This is a genomic window from Arsenophonus endosymbiont of Apis mellifera (assembly GCF_903968575.1).
Classification (GTDB): Bacteria; Pseudomonadota; Gammaproteobacteria; order Enterobacterales; family Enterobacteriaceae; genus Arsenophonus; species Arsenophonus apicola.
This window is the reverse complement of sequence record NZ_CAJCFU010000052.1, coordinates 20,601-41,971: the sequence shown is the minus strand read 5'-3', so window position 1 is coordinate 41,971 and position 21,371 is coordinate 20,601. Positions and strand designations below refer to the sequence as shown.

The 21,371-nt window shown below is 37.1% G+C and carries 19 protein-coding genes, 1 pseudogene and 1 other annotated feature; of the genes and pseudogenes, 7 read left to right on the top strand and 13 right to left on the bottom strand.

Features of this window, described 5'->3' with window-relative positions; genetic code table 11:
• The first annotated feature begins 310 nt into the window (after positions 1-310).
• Complete coding sequence (satP, locus tag H1X92_RS07780; RefSeq protein WP_180559612.1) at positions 311-877, top strand: acetate uptake transporter; 567 nt, start codon at positions 311-313, stop codon at positions 875-877.
• Positions 878-1,078: 201 nt separating this feature from the next.
• Here satP and H1X92_RS07775 read toward each other — a convergent pair whose 3' ends face one another.
• Together H1X92_RS07775 and H1X92_RS07770 are read right to left on the bottom strand one after the other, a co-directional pair.
• Positions 1,079-1,342 carry a hypothetical protein gene (locus H1X92_RS07775; protein WP_180559611.1) on the bottom strand — a complete coding sequence of 88 codons (264 nt, stop codon included), beginning with the start codon at positions 1,340-1,342 and terminating at the stop codon, positions 1,079-1,081.
• A 3-nt stretch (positions 1,343-1,345) separates the two neighbouring features.
• Positions 1,346-2,347: a hypothetical protein gene (locus H1X92_RS07770; protein WP_180559610.1), complete on the bottom strand. Its 1,002-nt coding sequence runs from the start codon at positions 2,345-2,347 to the stop codon at positions 1,346-1,348.
• A 1,019-nt stretch (positions 2,348-3,366) separates the two neighbouring features.
• Here H1X92_RS07770 and H1X92_RS07765 point away from each other — a divergent pair.
• Positions 3,367-3,531 (top strand): hypothetical protein, encoded by a 165-nt coding sequence (locus H1X92_RS07765; protein ID WP_180559609.1) that lies wholly within the window; start codon positions 3,367-3,369, stop codon positions 3,529-3,531.
• 142 nt (positions 3,532-3,673) lie between these two features.
• On the opposite strand, the gene mog is transcribed toward H1X92_RS07765, so the two are convergent.
• Positions 3,674-4,249: a molybdopterin adenylyltransferase gene (gene mog / locus H1X92_RS07760; protein ID WP_180559608.1), complete on the bottom strand. Its 576-nt coding sequence runs from the start codon at positions 4,247-4,249 to the stop codon at positions 3,674-3,676.
• Positions 4,250-4,428: 179 nt separating this feature from the next.
• Positions 4,429-5,382 (bottom strand): transaldolase, encoded by a 954-nt coding sequence (gene tal, locus H1X92_RS07755; RefSeq protein WP_180559607.1) that lies wholly within the window; start codon positions 5,380-5,382, stop codon positions 4,429-4,431.
• A gap of 254 nt (positions 5,383-5,636) precedes the next feature.
• Between tal and yaaA the strand changes: the two genes are divergently transcribed.
• Positions 5,637-6,413, top strand: coding sequence for a peroxide stress protein YaaA (yaaA, locus tag H1X92_RS07750; protein WP_180559606.1), 777 nt, complete (start codon positions 5,637-5,639; stop codon positions 6,411-6,413).
• 34 nt (positions 6,414-6,447) lie between these two features.
• Here yaaA and thrC read toward each other — a convergent pair whose 3' ends face one another.
• From thrC to thrL, 4 genes are all read right to left on the bottom strand, one after another.
• A complete protein-coding gene (gene thrC, locus H1X92_RS07745; RefSeq protein WP_180559605.1) occupies positions 6,448-7,740 on the bottom strand; it encodes a threonine synthase in 1,293 nt (430 codons plus the stop codon).
• Between the two features lie 2 nt (positions 7,741-7,742).
• Complete coding sequence (gene thrB, locus H1X92_RS07740) at positions 7,743-8,672, bottom strand: homoserine kinase (protein WP_180559604.1); 930 nt, start codon at positions 8,670-8,672, stop codon at positions 7,743-7,745.
• Between the two features lies 1 nt (position 8,673).
• A complete protein-coding gene (thrA, locus tag H1X92_RS07735; RefSeq protein ID WP_180559603.1) occupies positions 8,674-11,139 on the bottom strand; it encodes a bifunctional aspartate kinase/homoserine dehydrogenase I in 2,466 nt (821 codons plus the stop codon).
• Positions 11,140-11,164: 25 nt separating this feature from the next.
• Positions 11,165-11,292, bottom strand: a sequence feature (Thr leader region).
• The gene (gene thrL / locus H1X92_RS16235) at positions 11,231-11,299 is read right to left on the bottom strand and encodes a thr operon leader peptide (protein WP_180559714.1); all 69 of its coding nucleotides are present in this window, start codon (positions 11,297-11,299) and stop codon (positions 11,231-11,233) included. (Overlaps the previous feature by 62 nt.)
• A 646-nt stretch (positions 11,300-11,945) precedes the next feature.
• On the opposite strand from thrL, the gene arcA reads away from it, so the two are divergent.
• Positions 11,946-12,662: a two-component system response regulator ArcA gene (gene arcA, locus H1X92_RS07725; protein WP_180559602.1), complete on the top strand. Its 717-nt coding sequence runs from the start codon at positions 11,946-11,948 to the stop codon at positions 12,660-12,662.
• A 48-nt stretch (positions 12,663-12,710) separates the two neighbouring features.
• Here the strand turns inward: arcA and creA are convergent, their stop codons facing one another.
• The gene (gene creA / locus H1X92_RS07720; RefSeq protein WP_180559601.1) at positions 12,711-13,184 is read right to left on the bottom strand and encodes a protein CreA; all 474 of its coding nucleotides are present in this window, start codon (positions 13,182-13,184) and stop codon (positions 12,711-12,713) included.
• A 164-nt stretch (positions 13,185-13,348) separates the two neighbouring features.
• Between creA and robA the strand changes: the two genes are divergently transcribed.
• Positions 13,349-14,266 carry an MDR efflux pump AcrAB transcriptional activator RobA gene (robA, locus tag H1X92_RS07715; RefSeq protein WP_180559600.1) on the top strand — a complete coding sequence of 306 codons (918 nt, stop codon included), beginning with the start codon at positions 13,349-13,351 and terminating at the stop codon, positions 14,264-14,266.
• Positions 14,267-14,349: 83 nt separating this feature from the next.
• On the opposite strand, the gene gpmB is transcribed toward robA, so the two are convergent.
• Positions 14,350-14,997: a 2,3-diphosphoglycerate-dependent phosphoglycerate mutase GpmB gene (gpmB, locus tag H1X92_RS07710; protein ID WP_180559599.1), complete on the bottom strand. Its 648-nt coding sequence runs from the start codon at positions 14,995-14,997 to the stop codon at positions 14,350-14,352.
• Positions 14,998-15,047: 50 nt separating this feature from the next.
• Here gpmB and yjjX point away from each other — a divergent pair.
• Positions 15,048-15,587: pseudogene (gene yjjX / locus H1X92_RS07705) on the top strand (inosine/xanthosine triphosphatase).
• Positions 15,588-15,658: 71 nt separating this feature from the next.
• Here yjjX and trpR read toward each other — a convergent pair.
• Positions 15,659-15,979 carry a trp operon repressor gene (gene trpR, locus H1X92_RS07700; RefSeq protein WP_370520679.1) on the bottom strand — a complete coding sequence of 107 codons (321 nt, stop codon included), beginning with the start codon at positions 15,977-15,979 and terminating at the stop codon, positions 15,659-15,661.
• 20 nt (positions 15,980-15,999) lie between these two features.
• Positions 16,000-17,970 carry a murein transglycosylase gene (gene sltY, locus H1X92_RS07695; protein WP_180559598.1) on the bottom strand — a complete coding sequence of 657 codons (1,971 nt, stop codon included), beginning with the start codon at positions 17,968-17,970 and terminating at the stop codon, positions 16,000-16,002.
• A gap of 442 nt (positions 17,971-18,412) precedes the next feature.
• On the opposite strand from sltY, the gene ettA reads away from it, so the two are divergent.
• Complete coding sequence (gene ettA, locus H1X92_RS07690) at positions 18,413-20,080, top strand: energy-dependent translational throttle protein EttA (protein WP_180559597.1); 1,668 nt, start codon at positions 18,413-18,415, stop codon at positions 20,078-20,080.
• A gap of 43 nt (positions 20,081-20,123) precedes the next feature.
• Here the strand turns inward: ettA and nadR are convergent, their stop codons facing one another.
• Complete coding sequence (gene nadR / locus H1X92_RS07685; RefSeq protein ID WP_180559596.1) at positions 20,124-21,371, bottom strand: multifunctional transcriptional regulator/nicotinamide-nucleotide adenylyltransferase/ribosylnicotinamide kinase NadR; 1,248 nt, start codon at positions 21,369-21,371, stop codon at positions 20,124-20,126.

Below are 21,371 nucleotides of genomic sequence, written 5' to 3'. Positions count from 1 at the left end.
CAACCTATATGAGGTTCATTAAATTTTTTTTCAAGGGATTTTTTCCCTGACCTCAAAAAAAATCTACCTAACGAGACACCTTGTGACAGGTTGATAGATTGACCATTGGTAACTACGCTTTTCATTAAAATGGGGACATAAAAATATTCATCAAGGGGAAAGTAAAAAATTATTTTTAAATAAAAAGTCATTTTATTCTTTGTTTTGATGCAAACACTACCTATTATACTTGCTTTTCGTAAGACCCAATAGCATATATTAATTTGTATCCTATTGAATATTATATATTTTATGACATTTAGAGGAATGTATGAGTGCTAATAATATTGCCAATCCGGGCCCATTAGGTTTGATGGGTTTTGGTATGACAACCATTTTATTAAATATTCACAATGCAGGATTTTTTCCATTAACTTCAGTGATACTGAGTATGGGGATCTTCTATGGTGGTATTGCTCAGATTATTGCCGGTATTTTTGAATATAAAAAAGGAAATACCTTTGCCGCAACTGCATTTTTATCATATGGTCTGTTTTGGCTAAGTTTAGTTGGCTTACTGATGCTACCTAATATAGCATCCGTACAAGCAACATCAGCAGATTTTCTCGCGGTATACCTGGCACTTTGGGTTATCTTTACCTTGTTTATGTTTGTTGGTACATTAAAAGCTAATCGCGCACTACAATTTGTTTTTGCTAGTCTAACCGTACTTTTTGCGCTGTTAGCGATCGGTAATCTGTATGAAAACAAAACCATACTTACTATTGCCGGTTTTGAAGGTATTATCTGTGGCGCCAGCGCTTTTTACCTTGCTATGGCAGAAGTCATTAATGAACAATTTGGCCGTACCATATTGCCTATTGGTCATAATTCTTAAATAGCATCCAGAGATATTAATAAAGCAGTTTATGCTGCGCTGCTTTGTTAACTGCTGGTTAAAGGTGATTTTATTTAGATAACTATCATAATATGCAATGTACTAGCATATCTTATTAAATTAAGAAGATTCCTGAGTATTTTTAATATTCAGGAATAATGAATTGTAAAATTAATATACTAAGATAGTTAAACTAAATTTTTATTTACTATTTACTTCAAAGCAAACTTTAGTAAACTCTTGGAGTTTTGGCGACCAAGTAGTGCCATAGGTACATCCAGCTCTTAGATCATGTATTATGGCATTTGTGGTAACAAAAGTGTTTCCCTTATAGCCCTGCATTAAAACAGGTTTAGAACGAAATAAATCTTTTAATGCATCAATACTTTTTTCTGGGCTATATATAGCACGTAATTTAGCCGTATTAAGCCTCCATAATGTATTTGCAGATAAATTATCAAACAACCGTCAATTACCTTGAGCATATTTTTGCACCATCCATTTTTCTTCACCAATCGGATGATTGGTATGAACAATAAAGCCTTTCTGTGTACCATCAATTACTTTATTACCTTTATCTGTTATTTCTATGGTAATAATTTGGTTATTTAAATCGACAAAGCTTGGTGAATATGCGCCGTTGGTTTTCAAATCAGAGAAAATAGCAGGGATTTTATAGACATTATCATTTTTGGCAACCATTGCCATAATAACCGCACTAATAGGTACACCATTTTTACCACTACCTTGACGTAAGCCTTCAATAATATTTGTTGTAGTAGCTAGTTTTTTCCCCATTGCAATTGAGGTAAAGAAGGGCGTTGGTGCATGCACAATTAAGTCTGGGCTTTGCCAAATAGCGCCCCAACCAGAATATGCTACATTCATATCCTGGGTTTGACCTAAAATACCATTTGACCATCCTATCGCGGTACATGCGGAACTATTATTCTTCATCTCAGCCATTTTCTTTACAGCATTACCTGTCTCTTTTTGAATTTCCTTAGCAAATAATCCCTCTTCAGCCCAGGCAACCAAATAAATTTCGTCTAAAGTATGATTTGTTGCTGCTGCCAGTCCTTGCCAAAAACTAATTAATTCAGGAAATTGTTTTTTTATAACATCAATATTTTTAAGAATAGTAAGTTGATCATTTTCTAATATTTGTTTTTTTACTAAACCAAGTTGCAGTTTGATGTAATCGCCCATCACATCACTTTTAAAAACTTGCTTGTAACCGTTAACTATTTGTTTTCCACCTTCTTTAGATAGACCTTCAAATGAGAGAACGGGTGTTTTCTTTTGAATAATATCTGTTGTGTTAGAATGATAATAATTACCTGTCAAATGGAATTCTGCTCCATTAAAAGCTTTAACAATATTATCATTTGCTAAAGCAAATTCAGCATTAAGTAAAATCGATATGATAGTTGCTGAATATATTACTTTTTTCATATTATTTTTTTTCATAAACATTTCCTCTTAAGCATTTATTAACAAAAAATGCTATCTTCAGAACGTGTTATAACAAAAACTTAAATTTTTACAAATGCTTAAAATTATCTCAGATTATCATTCTATCCCCCATTATTTGTATTAATTTAATTACGGGTGAATTATTCATATATACCTAAATAGATGGCAAAAATAGATATGCCATATTATAACTAGTCATTTTTAGCTTTAATGAAAACAAATTATGATTTACATTTTTTTATTAAATATAATAATTGGTTAAATAAAATAACATTATTGTCTAATTATTTATTAATGACATTTAACATTAAAATTTATTAAATAAATTAATACTCAATCAAAAATACCACAAAAAAACATTAATATACTTTAATTTTATTTAAGGAAAATATTCGTGCTAAATATATGCTGATATATAATAATTTTAAACATTACTAAATTAAGATAAATAACTTCTGATATTTATCTTTGTTTAATTTTTGAAGTTAACATAGAAAAGAAATTAGAATTAATCAAATATAGCTAACTAAATCACTTAAGTTAAATTAAAAAGAGTTAATATTTAACAAGTTAATTGTTTAATTGTTTAATTGTTTAATTATCTGATGATTTAATGATTTAATGATTTAATGATTTAATGATTTAATGATTTAACGAAATGGTTTAACATTAACTATATTAAAAAATAACTTACAAAAAGTAAAAACAATGTAATTAATTATAATTAAAATCTTTAATGCAATATTATTTTTGTTGTTTTCAATAAGAAATTAAACATAACTCACTCATTTTTGAAATCATTTATAAATAAAACCTTTCGATTACTTTTCATTATTTAACTATATCTGACTATAGATTTACTCAGTTTATAATAAAAGAAAATTTATAACTCTGGTTTCAATTATTATTAATTAAATTTCAACAACACCGCACAATGATAAACAAATTCACTATAAATATATTATTGACAAAAATGTAACCCTATAAAAGCAGTTGCAACGGCACTCGCCAGTGTGGCACAAAAAGTGCGCGCCATGGCTTATATTAGTGCTTATGACTGCCAAACTGTCAGTGAAGCGATTAAATATCGGAAAAATTTTAGCCCGCGTGAATTGATGTTAATCTGGCCGGATCTTTTGCGTTTCGATAGTGTAAATAAAGCCGAAAATACCGCCTAAGCAATAGCAACCATAACTGTCACAGCAATGAAGAAATTTTGTATTTAAAAATTGACACTATTTGATGGCAACGCAATTAACTGTTGTTTTAATCATGACTAATATTATTCTCTAATGTCAAAAACCCTCCGGTTGATCCATGCTAGCGCATGACTGATTTAGGTCTAAATGCTTTGATAACGTTGGGATCGGTTTCAACATAGGGGCCTTCTAATAACTGGATACAGTAAGGTACGCTAGCAAAAATTCCAGCAACAATTTCGCTTCCCTGTTGATCTTTTAAACCGGCTAATGTTTCTGTAATAGATTTTGGTTGGCCAGGTAAATTCAAAATCAATGTTTGCTTACGGATCACGCCAACTTGACGCGAAAGGATCGCCGTTGGGACAAAATGCAAACTAATTTGCCGCATTTGTTCACCAAAACCCGGCATGTGCCGATCAGCAATCGCCAGTGTCGCATCCGGTGTTACATCACGCAGCGCTGGCCCTGTGCCACCGGTTGTTAAAATTAAATGACAAGCTAGATCATCAACTAGCTCACAAAGTGTGAGTTCAATAATTTTTTGCTCATCAGGGATCAAACGTGACTCAATGGTAAAAGGGGTTTTAAGGGCGTTTGAAAGCCATTTTTCAAGGGTAGGGATCCCCTGATCTTGATAAATTCCCTTCGCTGCCCGATCTGAAACAGAAACCAAACCTATCCGTAATTTATCCATGAGATTCTCAAATTCAATATTGAAAACAAGATGTTTAATACTAAATCTATTCAACTTTTGCTGTAGCAACACAAAGATAAATAATATTATTCCCTTAAGCACCCTTAGACCAACAAATAAAAGCCAAAAGCCTAGTAAGATAATCCACTAGGCTTTTACTTATAACAGAGAAATATTAATTACAGTTGCTGTGCAACCATTTTTTCCAACTTTTCCTGATCGATAGCAAATTTACGAATACCCTCAGCCAATTTGTCGGTCGCCATAGCATCAGCATGATGTTGCCAATAGAATTCGGCTTCCGTCATTGGTTGAGGTGGTGACTGAGTTTGACCATTGGATGTCAATTGGCGAACAACTTCACCTTGTGACTCAGAAAGCTCTTTGAGTAATGCCGGTGCAATCGTTAAACGATCACAGCCTGCCAGTTGCAAAATTTCACCACTATTACGGAAACTGGCCCCCATCACCACCGTTTTATAACCATGTTGTTTATAGTAATTGTAAATTTGTGTAACAGAAATAACGCCAGGATCTTCTTGTGGGGCATACTCTTTTGTATCAGTATTGGCTTTATACCAATCAAGAATACGACCAACAAAAGGTGAAATCAGATAAACGCCGGCTTCAGCACAAGCGCGTGCCTGAGCAAAAGAGAATAATAGCGTTAAATTACAGTTGATACCCTCTTTTTCTAACTGTTCTGCTGCCCGGATCCCTTGCCAGGTTGAAGCCAACTTTATCAAAATACGATCATTTTTAATGCCTGCACTATTATAAAGTTCAATAATGCGGCGCGCTTTTTTAATGCATGCATCGCTATCATAGGAAAGACGTGCATCAACTTCGGTTGAAATTCTTCCTGGAATTAATTGTAAGATTTCTAACCCAACATTAACTGCCAATTTATCGCATGCATCAATGATTTGTTGCTCGCGAGAATTACTTTGCTCACGTGCCCATTTGATAGCTTCATTAATAAGTGGCTGATATTCTTGGATCTGAGCCGCATTAAGGATCAAAGAGGGGTTAGTTGTTGCATCTTCAGGTTTATAAAGCTTTATTGCGCTAATATCCCCTGTATCTGCCACAACCGTCGTTATTTTACGTAAAGAGGTTAATTTATCGCTCATTTTTTAATCCCGTCGTTATTGAGATGAAGCCAAGACTCATAATCCTATCTGGTTTTGATAATATCATGCATTGATATTACAACAAATAAGTGCACCAACCATTGTTGTTGATAACAAATTTAGCCCGCCATTTTTCACAGCCTACTGTCGTTTGAATAGCAATAATTGACGTTAAATGCTACAAATAACCGCAATGATAGCAATTTATCATTTTGATGAAGTCACTTATTTTTGAATTTTACTGGATATTAATTATGCTTATCACGATTTCACCAGCCAAAACACTTGATTATGATAGTCCGCTGGCTACAACAGAATATAGCCAACCAACCCTGTTATCACAGGCAGAGCAATTGATTAAGATCTGCCGTCAACTTACACCGGCGGAAATTGCCAGTTTAATGCATATTAGTGACAAATTAGCCGGTTTAAATGCCGCACGTTTTGGACAGTGGCAGGCTAATTCTACCTTAGAAAATGCCCGAGCGGCGATCTTGGCTTTTAAAGGTGACGTTTATACCGGCCTGCAAGCGGAAAGTTTTACGCCAAAAGATTTTACTTTTGCCCAAAAACATCTTCGGATTCTATCCGGTTTATATGGTGTATTACGTCCACTTGATCTGATGCAACCTTACCGATTAGAAATGGGAACTAAACTAAATAATAAACAAGGAAAAGATCTTTATGCTTTTTGGGGTGATATTATTACTGAAAATCTTAATCAAGCCCTAAATAATCAAGGTGATAATATTCTAATTAACTTAGCATCAGATGAATATTTTAAAGCCATTAATAGCAAAAAACTGGATGCTTATATTGTTAAACCTATTTTTCTAGATGAAAAACAGGGCAAATATAAAGTTATTAGTTTTTATGCTAAAAAAGCCCGTGGGCTAATGAGTCGCTTTATTATTCAAAATCAAGTAAAAAATATTGAGCAACTGACTGAATTTAATTTAGCCGGTTACCAATTTGATGACTCTGCTTCTAAAGATAATGTACTAGTGTTTAAACGATCTCAACAGAGTTAACAATGGAAGCTAGCGCTTCCATTTTAGCTCATTGTTATCTAACCGCATGCTGGAGCAAAAAATTACGTAATAAAGCAAAATCAGCGGGTAGTTGATGGGAAAGTAGTGGTAATTTAGCCCGTTTTGCTAAAGCGGTTGGTAATGGTAATGATTTAGCAAGAATACGCTCTACACTCTGTTTAAATTTTGCTGGGTGAGCGATACTTAAAAACAGTCCGTATTCATCATCTTGCAGTTGATCACATAAAATACGATAAGCAACTGCGCCATGCGGCTCAGAAATATAACCTTTACTCGCCAGTTGTTGAACGGTTTTTACGGTCGCTTTATCATCAACAACGCCATAACTAAGCTGATCAAGCTCCCATTTTTGGCGCTGGAAAAGCGCCTCTATCCTGGGCCAATTATTTGGTCGACTAACATCCATGGCATTTGACAGGGTCGCTATTGTCTGATGTGGCAACCATTGCCCCTGAGAAAGATAACGTGGAACGGTATCATTAACATTAGTGGCGGCAATAAAACGTTTTACTGGCAGCCCCATTGCTTTGGCTAATAAGCCGGCGGTTAAATTACCAAAATTACCACTGGGTACCGAAATAACCAAATGCTGGCGTTTTTCAACCGGTAGCTGGGCAACCGCCTCAAAATAATAACAAATTTGTGCCAATAAACGGCTAATATTAATCGAATTAGCAGAGGTTAGGCATACTAGCCGTTTTAATTCTTCATCATCAAATGCTTGTTTTACTAATGTTTGGCAATCATCAAAGTCACCATTGATAGCAATAGTGTGGATATTTTTCCCTAGTGTACAAAATAGCTTCTCCTGTAAAGTAGTGGTCTTGTTTTCCGGATAGAGAATAATTACCTGAACATTATTGAGACCATAAAAAGCATGGGCAACGGCTGCGCCAGTATCACCTGAAGTCGCAGTTAAAATAGTCATAGGTTCATTACTGGCAATTTGTGCCAATATTTGTGCCATAAACCGCCCACCAAAATCTTTGAATGCTAAGGTTGGGCCATGATACAACTCCAAGCTGGCGATATTTTCTTCTATTGGCCTAACCATTACCGGAAAATTAAATGCCTTTTTGACTCTTTCTGTCACTTGTTCAAACGGCATTTCATCACCAATATAGGCGGATAAAATATGGCTACTACGAGTGATAAAATCGTACTGTAACCATTTAGTTAGCTGCTCAGCACTTAGTTTTGGTAAATTAAGCGGGAAAAAAAGGCCCTGCTGCTGACCAAGCCCCTGTTTAACTGCCTGTACAAAACTAACCTGCTCATTTTGATTTTTTAAATTATATAATCTCATTTTTAGCCTATCACTCTTGCACCAACTTGATCTAAACGACAGATATGCACAAAACCTGCCCTATTTTGTAGGTAATATTGTGTCAACCATTGCATTACTTTTTCTGCTGTCTTTCTTTCATAACAAATTGCAAATAATGTCGGCCCTGAGCCAGAGATGCCACAAGCGACTGCGCCGAGATTTTTTACCTTTTCGCGGGCGGATATAAAACCGGGCAATATTTGAGCGCGATAAGGCTCAGCAATCACATCTTGCAACATATCGATCGCTAAATCAGTTTGCTGAGTATGACAAGCATGAATAAAACCAGCTAATAATCGGCCATGGTTAATTGTATCCTGCCGTTGATAATGCGTTGGCAAAATAGCCCTAGCTTCTGCTGTCGCAACCTTGATACCAGGATAAGCCATCACCCAAATCCAGTCAGCAAAAGTTGGGATTGCCTGGCTGATCATATTATTCTGTTCGACGATAAGCTGCATACCGCCCAAGTAGCAAGGCGCAACATTATCATAATGAATACTACCAGCAACAAGGCCTTCCAATTGCCCCATCATTAATAACAAACTATTTTTATCAAAAGGACGACCGGCATACTCATTTAATGCCATCAGGGCGGCTACCACTGAGCAGGCACTAGAGCCTAATCCAGAACCAATTGGCATATTCTTTTCCAATGTCATTTCAACATTAAGAGATTGGCCCAATTCTTGACAAAACAGTTGCCAGGCCTGGTAAACGATATTTTGCTGTTGCTGCTGGGGCAATTTGCCAACAAAAGCACCACTATTTTTCAAATTAAATTTATCCGCCTTCATGACTGAGACACAGTCACCTAATTGCTGATTATCAATCGGAGAGATAGCCGCACCTAATACATCAAACCCAACACTGACATTACCTATCGATGCGGGTGCATAAACTTTAACCATTTTATGCTCCTATTTTCCTTGTTAGGGCCCGTAATATATCGGCAAATACTCCTGCTGCCGTAACTTCATTACCCGCACCGTAACCCCTTAATACTAATGGAATGGGCTGATAATAGCGGGTATAAAATGCTAAAGCATTTTCACCATCCTGAACTTTATAAAGTGGATTATGTTCATCGACGGCTACCATTTTTACCTGACAACAACCGTCTTTAATTAACCCGACATAACGAAGAACTTTTCCCTGAGCCGCTGCTTGGGCAACCCTTATTTTAAAATCTTGATCTAATTGGGTTAACCGTTGAAGAAAATGGTTAACATCACCACTAACATCAAAAGAGATAGGCAAGATAGGTTCAATTTCAATATCACTAAGCTCAAGACAGTAACCGGCTTCACGCGCCAGGATCAGCAACTTACGCGCAACATCCATACCAGAAAGATCATCACGCGGATCCGGTTCAGTAAAACCTTTTTCTTTAGCTAACCGCGTCGCCTGCGATAAAGACATTCCTTCATCAAGTAAACCAAAAATATAGGAAAGTGAGCCAGATAGAATACCGCTAAACGCTAGCAGTTCATCCCCGGCATTGAGTAAATTCTGCAAATTTTCAATGACAGGTAACCCTGCACCAACATTCGCTTCATACAGAAATTTACGCTTTGATTGCTCAGCAACTAATCGGATCTGGCGATAGTAATCCATACTAGCGGTATTAGCTTTTTTATTTGGCGTAACAACACTAAATCCTGCCTTGAGCAAAAAAGCATAGTGCTTAGCTATTTGCTGAGCTGCGGTACAATCAACGATAACTGGATTGAAAAAACAATGTTTATCTTGTAGTTGGCATAAATCATTTAAACTAAAAGATCGTTTAGATTGTGATAATGCTAGTTGCCAATTATCCAGTGTTAATCCTTTAATATCCGTTACCATCAGCCGCGAATTAGCAATTGCACAAACTCGCAGATCAATATGTTTCTTTTTTAACCAATTTTGTTGCCGGTAAATTTGTTCAAGTAAAGCACTGCCAACGCCACCAACACCAACAATAAAAACATTGATAATTTGATCGGTATTAAACAACATTTGGTGACATAACTGCACCGCGATAGTAGTCATACTATTATCAATCACGGCAGAAATTGAGCGCTCAGAAGAACCTTGTGCAATAGCGACAATATTAATATTGCCACGTGCCAAAGCAGAAAAAAAACGAGCCGATACTCCTTTGCAAGTTCGCATACCATCACCCACGACTGAGATAATCGCTAGCTGCTCGATGATATCCAATGTTCCAAGCAAACCTTCTATTAATTCCAAATAAAACTCTGCATTCAATGCCTGATATGCCTGTGATAACTGATCCTGATGCACACAAAAACTAATACTGTACTCAGAAGAGGATTGCGTGATTAACACAATGGAAATTCTCTTATGGGACATTGCAGAAAAGATACGAGCGGCCATACCTACCATGCCCTTCATACCAGGCCCTGAGACATTAATCATCGCCATATTTTTTAGGCTAGTGATCCCTTTAATTGGCATACATGCACTATTTTCTATATTACCAATTAAAGTGCCGTTACGATTAGGCGCGGAGGCATTTTTAATTAAACAAGGGATCTGAAATTGGGCAATCGGAGCAACTGTTCGCGGATGAAGAACTTTAGCTCCAAAATAGGAAAGCTCCATAGCTTCTTGATAAGATATTTCTGTTAGCAACTGAGTCTCTGGCACGATACGAGGATCACAAGTATAAACACCGTCAACATCAGTCCAAATTTCACAATAATCCGCCTGTAAGCAGGCAGCTAAAACCGCGGCTGAGTAATCTGAGCCATTACGCCCTAATATTACCGGTTCATTTTGCCAATTACCGGCAGTAAAACCTGCCATCAAAATAAGATTATCTTTAGGTATATTCAATGCGCTAATACGTTGGCTGGATTCACGAATATCGACTGTCGCGTCGAGATAAGATCCTTGTGCGAATAAATTTTTTACTGGATCAATAATTGTTATTCGGTAACCACGCGCACGCAGTAGAGATGCCATAATCGTAATCGAAATTTTTTCGCCACGACATATTAATCCGGCCTGAAGACTTGCTGGACATTGTCCCAATCCCAATAGCGCAATACCCTGTAATATTTGCTGAATTTGAATAAACTCATTGTCAATCATTTGCCTGATATTTTCATAGGCAAAATCAGCTTGCTTTTCCTGTAAACCGGAGATCAAAGTAGAAAAGATTTCATTAGCGCCTTTGATATGTGGAGTAATATCAGCGCCCGACGTCGCTGCATCGATCATAGCAACAAGATAGTCTGTGATCTTAGCTGGTGCTGACAAAACTAGCGCCACCGGTCCTGCTGTAAATTTATCCGCAACAATATTTGCAACGTTAAGCATTTTATTATCATTGGCAACCGACGTTCCACCAAATTTGAGCACACGCACTGGTTTTTTCCTTCTGAAATTGGGTTAAAAAAAAACCCGCATCATTTGCTTGGATGCGGGCTTTCTGTTTGATTTCGATTTTAGTTATGCGTCAGCCCGCCCCATAACCAATGGTTACGGTAGTGGTAATAATGCTGGTATTGAAGCTGGCTTTACGCATCACAGTCCTAACTTTTTTATTAAAAAATGTTTAGCTATATACTGGTTAAAGCAATTTTAATGCAAAGTCAAATAATTTGTTCTTTAATTACTAAAACTAATTAAACATATTTATTTCTTTGCTAAGTAACTTTACGTACAAAATACATTTCACTTTAAGTAGATAAAAAAACATCCATAACCGAATAAATAAGAATTTTTATCTAGTTACAGACACGAATGCTTGTATGCTAACAGATAAATAATAATATAAGGCTTAGCGTTTATATCTTTCATATAAATTACATTAGCGCCTATTTTAATATAAATACAATATTTTATGACACAAAAAATCATATAATTTAAGAAATAATCTTTATAATAGCTTTATTTCGATTTTGACGTGTATCAACAAAAGTCATTTTTTTAGGTGGTAAATAGCCTTTTAGCTGTTATATTGCTGTTAACATAAAAAGAGAAAAGAATTGTTTAGTAAATTTCTTTTAGGTTCGGCATAATTGTTTTTTTGTTACAAAAAATTTATATGAACTTTAATGATATTCGCTAAGCTTTCATTAGTATTATAAAACGAAATTAGAGAAAGCATGCTCTTGAAACATTAGTGTGTAAATCTGGTAATTTATATTGTAGAGAGTTAGGTAGCACATATGCAAACCCCACATATTTTGATTGTTGAAGACGAGATTGTCACACGCAATACCTTAAAAAGCATTTTCGAAGCAGAAGGCTATATTGTACATGAAGCTACTGATGGTGCCGAAATGCACAATATTTTATCTGATAATGATATTAATCTGGTCATTATGGATATTAATTTGCCAGGCAAAAATGGTCTGCTTCTTGCACGCGAATTACGTGAACAAGCTCATGTCGCGCTGATGTTTCTTACTGGGCGTGATAATGAAGTTGATAAGATATTAGGATTAGAAATTGGCGCTGATGACTATATAACTAAGCCTTTCAATCCTCGTGAATTAACAATTCGTGCCAGAAATTTACTTTCACGCACAATGAATCTTTGCCAAATTAGTGGTGAACGTCGCCAGGTTGAGAGTTATAAATTTAATAGCTGGGAACTGGATATTAATAGTCGCTCTTTAATCAGCCCGATTGGTGATCAATATAAATTACCACGTAGTGAATTCAGAGCTATGTTACATTTTTGTGAAAATCCAGGTAAAATTCAAACACGTGCAGAACTATTGAAAAAAATGACCGGACGTGAATTAAAGCCTCACGATAGAACTGTTGATGTGACTATCCGCCGTATTCGTAAGCACTTTGAGTCGATAGCCGATACACCTGAAATAATTGCCACCATCCATGGTGAAGGTTATCGTTTCTGTGGTGATATTGAAGAATAAATATAGAATATTAAACCCCTTTTATTTAAATCGGGGTTTTAATATATATTAATGCCATGGCATAATTGGCACGGCACTAATCGCATTTTTAGGCGAGCCATCAATTATTTTGTCTGAATAAGTTAAATAAATAAGTGCATTCCGTTGCTTATCGTAAAAACGTACTACTTGTAGTTTTTTGAAAATCAATGAAGTCCGTTTTTGGAAAACAACCTGCCCCTTTTTATTATTTAACTTAATTTTGTCATCTATAATTATTGGCCCAACTTGTTGACAAGAAATGGCCGAATCAGCAGTATCTTCTGCCAGACCAAGACCTCCTTTAATACCGCCTGTTTTTGCTCGACTCAGATAACAAGTTATATTGTTAATATCAGGATCGTCAAATGCTTCAATAACAATTTTATTATCAGGACCAAAGAATTTAAATACAGTATCAACAGCACCGATTTCTTCTGCAAATATTGTATTTGGTAGACAAAATATTATTAAAATAGATAGTATTTTTGATAAATTCCGCATGATATTAATTTTCCTTAATACTCATTTAATAATAAAATTATTTTTACATTATTAATGTCTATAAAAATAATAAAATAGCTATATAAAGCAACTTAGTATTAAATGGATGTTTATTATAAAGTCTTTATACTATTTATAGATGATTATTTAAACCAGGTACTTCTATGGATCAAAACAATATTATCCGCGATTTACTATATTGGATCGACACGCATTTAGATCAACCGCTATTTCTCGATAACGTGGCCGCTAAAGCCGGTTATTCAAAATGGCATTTACAGCGGATGTTTAAAAACATTACTCAGCAAGCGATTGGCTCTTATATACGTGCTCGCCGACTTTCTCGTGCGGCTGTTGCTCTTAGGCTAACTAGTCGGCCAATTCTTGATATTGCACTGCAATACCGTTTTGATTCACAGCAAACCTTTACTCGTGCATTTAAAAAACAATTTGGCATTACACCGGCTCTCTATCGTCGTAGTGAAGATTGGTGTGCAACAGGTATGCAACCTCCAATCACTTTAGAAAAACAGAAATTACCTAACGTCTCCTTTGTCACACTACCACCCAAACATTTAATGGGAATAGAACAAACTTGTTCATATATATTAGAAGAGTGGTCTACTGCCTGTGCCGAAATGCGCAAACATTTTTGGCAATATTATCAAGATAAAGCAAAAAATATACCTAATGAAGTTTATGGATTACATAGTGTCGTACATAGCTCAGAAAAGGATGATGAACAAACCGTTTTATATATCACTGCAGTTGAACCGCAATATGATGATAATAAAAATAATTTATACCATTCAATTATCATCGAAGGCGGTGATTATGCCCGCTTTACTTTTGAAGGCAAACCAACCAAAAGCGATCTACAACAGTTTTTGTATATGATTTATGGTGTTTATATGCCTAATCTCAATCTGACCCGTCGCGCGGGACACGATATAGAACATTATCATCTCAAAGATCCTAATAACCCTGAATGTAGCTACGATAATCCAGAAAATCATATGATCGCATTTGATTATTTTGTGCCGATTAAAAAAACACCTCTCCCTCCACCAAACACTAATTGATTATAATAGTTGCTAGTGGATCAAATCCAAGGGAATTTTTCCCTTGGCTAGATCATTCTTAAATAGTTTAATTATTATCAGCGTTAAATTTGCTGTTCATCTAATGCTGGCTCAACTAAATGAGATATATCCCCAGCGGTTTCTACTACCCAGCCATTCGCTAACCAGGGCGTTTCCTGAAAATCTACTTTTGAAATAGAGCAGTTACGTAAACGTAAACGCCTTTCAGCGTAAGTCGGCACACCCAGTATACGATTAAGAAGTGCCCCTAACCCTATCCCATGACTAACCAATAATGGTTGACTCCCCGCTGGTAAAGAACGACACTTCTCTAGTGCAGTAAACATACGTTTGGTTATCTCATCCATCGATTCTCCATCGGGAATACGTGCCCCGGGGGTTCCATTAACCAAACTTCGACGCCAACGTTCTTCTTCATCACTCAAGGAGCTAAGTGCCCTTCCCTCAAGTATTCCCATGTTCAATTCCCTTAACCGCGGCTCAAGAATAATGTTACAATGGCAAGCTTGCGCGATAATTTCTGCCGTTTTCTGGGTACGCCCTAAGTCGCTGGATATAATATGTGTGATGCCAATTGATTTAACTTTTTCAGCAACCAATTTAGCTTGTCTAATACCAACTTCAGTGAGTGGGCTGTCAGATTGTCCTTGAATACGCCGAGCCACGTTCCATTCAGTTTCTCCGTGGCGAACAAGATAGACCTGTAACATAATAATTTTCCGTTATACTGCACAAATAATATTTTAGAGGATACTAATTAATGTATAAAGTAATCGCAGCAACCGCAAATCCAGCCAAGATAAACGCTATTCACTTAGCATTCGAAGCGGTTTTTGGGACTAGCAATTATCAAATCGAGAGCATAAAGGTGAATAGTCACGTAGCCAAGCAACCAATTGGTAATACAGAAACCCGCACAGGTGCACGCCAACGTGTTATGGCTTAGCGCCATGTTCGACCTGAAGCCGATTTTTGGGTCGGTATAGAAGCCGGCATTGAAGATGAAATGACTTTTGCCTGGATTAGCATTGAACATAAACAAATTCGAGGTGAATCGCGTTCTGCCAGTATTATGTTACCCGAGCAAGTTCTGTTTAGCATCCAGCAAGGCAGTGAGTTAGGCGATGTGATGGCTCATATCACTGGCATAGCTGATATTAAACATAACGAAGGGGCAATTGGTTTTTTTACCAAGGGTTTACTCAGCCGAACCAGCGTCTACCAGCAAGCGCTTATTTTAGCATTAGCGCCTATCCAACATGAAATTTATAAAGAACTTAATGTGATGCATGACAACTAAGTCATGTCATCTTAACCAAATCCTAGCAAGACTGGTTAAAGATGTACATTTACACAATTAATAAAACATTTTTATAACTGGCTTAACTGCTGTTCCAACCAAGCTTTCACCTCTTTAGTTGCACTCTTCAAGCCATTAGAACCTCGCGTGATGGTTGCAATTCCGACACCCAACTCACTTTTAAGCTCCCGCTGACTCATTTCACCTTCCATTAAAGCCTGAATAATTCGCACCCTAGTCCCGAGCGCCAAACGTTCATCTGGGGTTAAAAATAGTTGTAAAATAGGTTGCTGTAAATCTTGTTGAAAAGCACTGCGTAATAATTCAACAAAGCGTTGCCAATCACTATTTTCTTCAGGTTCAAGGGCTGGATCAATAAGATAGTTTTCCATAATATATACCGCCATACTATTTAACTAGTACAACAGCATAGCATAAACGGCTTGATGATGGCTATAAGAGCACTAAAGTTCATCAACCATTCCCTTTCCGTCAATAGTTTAACTGATTTACCGAGAAAATGTTGATAATAAAGATTGTAGACAAGCACATTTTTAACATAACGTCGCGTTTCAGAAAATGGAATAGTTTCAATAAAAGCGATAACATTTAATTTTCCGTCACTTACTGCCAACCAACGTGTTACGCGAGCAGGGCCTGCATTATAAGCTGCACAAGCTAAAACTCGATTAAGACCAAATTGCTGAAAAACGGTCTCTAGATATGCGGTACCAAGCTCAATATTTTTTGCCGGATCAATCAATTTACTACTATCGGTATAAGCTACAATGCCATTAGATTTTGCCACTTGTTGTGCTGTCTGTGGCATTAATTGCATCAAACCTATCGCACCCGCCGCAGAACGCACTTGTGAATTCCAACCACTTTCTTGTCTGGCTATCGCCATGGCAAAACTTTTATCAATTTTTTTATCTTTTGTGTAGCGTTCAAATTCACGTTCCCAGGCTATAGGAAAACGTTCGGTTATATGATCCCATAGTTTGGCAATAATTGTCGCCTGTACACTCAAATCGGCCCACCGGTGTTCAAATGCATAGCGTGCTAGTTGCTGTTGGCGAACTTTTTTCTGCCTGATAAGCAGATTGATCCATTCAGTTCGGGCTAAATTTTCCTTTTGCCAATACAATAATTCGCCAATTCTCCGCACTTCAGGCAATGAATCGATATCATCTTCAGGTTTAGCGGTAAGCGCAATATTAATAGGATACGAAATGTTCAATTTTTGTGCCGCAACCATGGGATAAAATCCGCGCCGCTTTACCAAATTGAATAATATTTTTTTACCTTGTTTATGTTTGCCTTGAGCGATTAAGGTGATCGCTTGCCAATATTGCCACTCTTCCTTATTTTTGCTCTCTTTCGGTAATCGTTTTAACCATTGCGCAAGTGAATGCATATCATTGCTTGCTAACGCTAAGCGCACTCTTCGTTCACGTAAAGAAATGGAAGATGAATGTTGAATAACACTATCACGCCACTTTGCTTGTGCTTGCGTCACATCACCGAATAATTGCCAGGCAATATCTTCCTTCAATTGCTGTTGTTGGAAATGACTCATTTTCTGTGTTTGCGTAATTATGGGGAGCGCTAGCTTGGCTTTTTCTACCGATTGGCGCGCAAAACGGCTAAATATTACTAATATTAGTTGTCGATTAAACTCTGATGGCTTGACCTTGCTAGCAAATTCCACCACTGAAGCAGGATCTTGCTGTAATTTGGCCAAGTGTTGACCGATAATTTGCTCTTTAGTGGGTAATCGATTGACTAAGCTAGTAACCAAAGCAGCATCATTACTTTTAATGGCTAAAAAAATACGTTGCAAAATCAATTCTGTAGTTAATTGACCCGCCTGTTGCCAAAGAGTAAATAGTTGATCGCATGCTTTAGGTAGTGAATAACCGTGCAACCAAATCTGTTTCGCCCCCTGCCACGCCGCTTGCTTATTACCGGTTTGCCATTTAGCATAGTAATAATTACAGCGTGCAATAATCGCTTTCGGTGCTGTCGGGCTAAAAGCTAGCAAACCATGCCATTCGCTACGCTTGGCAAGCTGATTGACAAAAAGGGTAGATAACTTTTGATTGAGAGGAAAATAAGGATATCGTTTAATAAAATCCTTAACTTGCGCTATCGATATTGTATTAAGATCTTGCGTTAATCGTCGATATTCCAAATAGGGATAAAGCGGGTATTCTGTTAATGTTGGCATCAAATTTGCGACTCGCTGATTATCATTAGCATCCCAAGCTTGTTTAATTGCCTGATAACGCTCACGTTGAGCAGTTAATGAGTCTCCCAGAGCAAGGAAAGGTAACCAGAGTATGATCAGCAATATTATCTTTTGCCACCATTTTTTCGACATCGCTGTTCACTCCTGTTTAAGATAACAATATCTATATAAAAATATTATTATCAAAAACAAATATAATCACTGAGATTATTAAAAAATAGATTATAAAATACCATTCATAGGATGGTAAAATGATTGTCAGTACGCTTGACAATCAATATCCTAGCTAAAAACTAAACTACTAATGATAGTAAATAGGATCGTGTATAATAACCGCGCAGCAACCTACCTGCTTAATTAAATGGCTTAATACAATATGGATAAGGTAATTATTTATTTTAACAAAACTTTATGCTAAAGATCCGCAATAAATCTTAATTAAGATCTTATTAATATTATTAATCTTAATCGCAATTTAGGCAGAATTTAACCAAGAGTCTGAATATTTTCTTTAAATGAGATAAGCAACACGTTGATATCTAAAATTATTCAATTAGCTAAAAGGTAGAATAAATTGGCACAGTTCGTCTATTCCATGCATCGAGTGGGAAAAATTGTCCCACCGAAAAGACATATCTTAAAAAATATCTCTCTAAGTTTCTTCCCGGGTGCCAAAATTGGTGTTCTAGGCCTTAACGGAGCGGGTAAATCAACCTTACTTCGCATTATGGCTGGCATCGATACTGAAATTGAAGGTGAAGCACGCCCTAATCCAGGGATCAAAATTGGCTATCTCTCCCAGGAACCAAAACTTAACCCTAATCATACCGTACGTGAAGCAGTCGAAGAGGCGGTTAGTGAAATAAAAAATGCTCTAACTCGCCTTGATGAAGTTTATGCTGCCTACGCAGAACCTGATGCTGACTTTGACAAATTGGCAAAAGAACAGGGACAGTTAGAAGCCATTTTGCAATCACATGATGGTCATAATTTGGATAATCAGTTGGAGCGTGCCGCCGATGCATTGCGCTTACCCGCCTGGGAGACAAAAATAGAACAACTTTCCGGTGGAGAGCGGCGTCGAGTAGCTATTTGTCGGCTACTACTGGAAAAACCCGATATGCTATTACTTGATGAGCCAACTAACCATTTGGATGCAGAATCCGTTGCCTGGTTAGAACGGTTTTTACATGATTACGAAGGCACCGTTGTTGCAATCACTCACGATCGTTACTTCCTGGATAACGTTGCCGGTTGGATCCTGGAGCTTGATCGAGGAGAGGGCATTCCATGGGAAGGTAATTATTCCTCTTGGTTAGAACAAAAAGAGACTCGCCTAACACAAGAGGCTTCCAGCGAAGCAGCTCGCCGCAAATCGATCGAAAAAGAACTTGAGTGGATCCGACAAAATCCTAAAGGTCGTCAAGCGAAAGGAAAAGCCCGTTTAGCCCGTTTTGAAGAGTTAAACAGTGTTGAGTATCAAAAACGTAATGAAACCAGTGAGCTCTTCATTCCACCAGGTCCGCGCCTTGGTGACAAAGTTTTAACGGTTGAAAATCTCAGTAAATCTTATGGTGATCGAGTTTTAATTGATAACCTCAGTTTCTCGATCCCTAAAGGAGCTATCGTAGGTATTATCGGTCCAAATGGCGCGGGAAAATCAACCCTTTTTCGGATGATTTCAGGTCAAGAACAGCCTGACTCTGGCAGCATAATCTTAGGTGAAACCGTTAAAGTTGCCTCGGTTGAACAATTTCGCGACTCGATGGACAATAACAAAACTGTGTGGGAAGAGGTATCCGGCGGACAAGATATTATGCGCATCGGTAATTTTGAAATCCCAAGTAGAGCCTACGTCGGGCGTTTTAATTTCAAAGGTGTTGATCAGGGTAAGCGCGTTGGCGAACTTTCTGGTGGTGAACGTGGCCGATTACACTTGGCAAAACTACTCCAGGTTGGTGGAAATATGTTACTGCTGGATGAGCCAACCAATGATCTGGATGTCGAAACATTACGCGCGTTAGAAAATGCATTACTGGAATTCCCTGGCAGTGCATTAGTTATTTCCCACGATCGCTGGTTTCTTGACCGGATTGCTACTCATATTATTGATTATCAGGATGAAGGAAAAGTCACTTTCTTTGAAGGTAATTTTAGTGAATATGAAGATTACAAAAAACGGACATTGGGCGCTGATACGCTAGAACCGCATCGTATCAAATATAAAAAGATGAGCAAATAAATAATTCAAATAGCATAAGGCTTGCTAAAGCGAGCCTTATCATTTAAAGACTTGGGGATCTTTCATCCATCATAAGTAATTGCTGAACCAGCTCAATACAGCGTAAGAAACGCTCATCATAATTAGGCGAATCAACCACCACAAACTGCACTTGATTTTCAATCAGTAGTTCAATCAATAAATTTTGAAATGTTTTGCGTTCCTCATCACTACCCAAACTACGTAATCCATCCGCTACCCATGGAGTATTATTTTCTAATAAAATAACCAGATCAAAACGGTATTTATCAATCAATGCTTGCACAAAAGGATGTGGTTTGCCCTCATATCGTTTACAAAAAGCTTGAGTGGTAATGAAATCAGTATCGATAAACGCAACTTTATTGGCATATTTAACGGCAAAATCAATATACTTTGCATGACCCAATGCGATCTTGTCATAGTCAGAATATTGTAATGCCATCTCATCGCCACCTAAATGAGAGAAAACATAATCACGACCATATTCCCAGGCACTGGTGGTGTTAAAAATATTTGCCAACTTATTAACCAAAGTCGATTTACCGCTCGACTCTCCACCTAATATGGCTACCTTACGGACAAAAAAAGGTTTTACTTCCGTTGGAATATATTCCCAATAACGAAATGGCGCTTGCCTAATTTGATGACCACTAATATTCATAAATGTGCGTTCAGGATCAATCAGCACCACTTCTGCGCCAAGATATTTTTTATAATGCGCAATATCATCCACTTCGCCTGAATAAATAAATTGTGGTTGAATATTTTTTGCCATTAAAAATTTTTTCATTCCTTCACTCCACACTTGCCAGCCATGTGGGTATGGCTCAAAGCCTTGTTCATCAAAGCAATGAATATAAATATTTTTTTGATATTTGAAGGTTTGTAATAACCATCGTAGCCGATCGCTGACGGTCGGTTGCTGTGACATAGAACTGTCGATAAAAAGCGCTCGATCACGTGGTTCATCATGGCAAAGAATGACATATAACTCATCAACTTGACTACATGCGCGTTGAATCAAATAAATATGTCCGGTATGTAAGGGATAAAATTTACCAAATACTACGCCAACCCGTTTAGGCTTTAATGGATATTCAATATTTAAAAAACGATGTAATGCGGCAATTTTTCGCGCGCTAGGATTGTTAATTTTATCATTAATTAATTGGCTTAAATAACCTTTAGTCATGCCGCAAGCGCTAGCAATCTGTTGTAGAGTACAACCAGTTTGCTTTATTGCCTGTTTCAAATAATCAAACTGTTTCAT

What these genes read in the sequence shown, in the direction of transcription:
- yaaA (WP_180559606.1), top strand. Translation starts at nt 5,637, where the DNA reads ATGCTTATCACGATTTCACCAGCCAAAACACTTGATTATGATAGTCCG.
- creA (WP_180559601.1), bottom strand. Translation starts at nt 13,184, where the DNA reads ATGCGGAATTTATCAAAAATACTATCTATTTTAATAATATTTTGTCTA.
- robA (WP_180559600.1), top strand. Translation starts at nt 13,349, where the DNA reads ATGGATCAAAACAATATTATCCGCGATTTACTATATTGGATCGACACG.
- nadR (WP_180559596.1), bottom strand. Translation starts at nt 21,371, where the DNA reads ATGAAACAGTTTGATTATTTGAAACAGGCAATAAAGCAAACTGGTTGT.
- arcA (WP_180559602.1), top strand. Translation starts at nt 11,946, where the DNA reads ATGCAAACCCCACATATTTTGATTGTTGAAGACGAGATTGTCACACGC.
- trpR (WP_370520679.1), bottom strand. Translation starts at nt 15,979, where the DNA reads ATGGAAAACTATCTTATTGATCCAGCCCTTGAACCTGAAGAAAATAGT.
- gpmB (WP_180559599.1), bottom strand. Translation starts at nt 14,997, where the DNA reads ATGTTACAGGTCTATCTTGTTCGCCACGGAGAAACTGAATGGAACGTG.
- thrB (WP_180559604.1), bottom strand. Translation starts at nt 8,672, where the DNA reads ATGGTTAAAGTTTATGCACCCGCATCGATAGGTAATGTCAGTGTTGGG.
- tal (WP_180559607.1), bottom strand. Translation starts at nt 5,382, where the DNA reads ATGAGCGATAAATTAACCTCTTTACGTAAAATAACGACGGTTGTGGCA.
- thrC (WP_180559605.1), bottom strand. Translation starts at nt 7,740, where the DNA reads ATGAGATTATATAATTTAAAAAATCAAAATGAGCAGGTTAGTTTTGTA.
- H1X92_RS07770 (WP_180559610.1), bottom strand. Translation starts at nt 2,347, where the DNA reads ATGAAAAAAAATAATATGAAAAAAGTAATATATTCAGCAACTATCATA.
- mog (WP_180559608.1), bottom strand. Translation starts at nt 4,249, where the DNA reads ATGGATAAATTACGGATAGGTTTGGTTTCTGTTTCAGATCGGGCAGCG.
- sltY (WP_180559598.1), bottom strand. Translation starts at nt 17,970, where the DNA reads ATGTCGAAAAAATGGTGGCAAAAGATAATATTGCTGATCATACTCTGG.
- satP (WP_180559612.1), top strand. Translation starts at nt 311, where the DNA reads ATGAGTGCTAATAATATTGCCAATCCGGGCCCATTAGGTTTGATGGGT.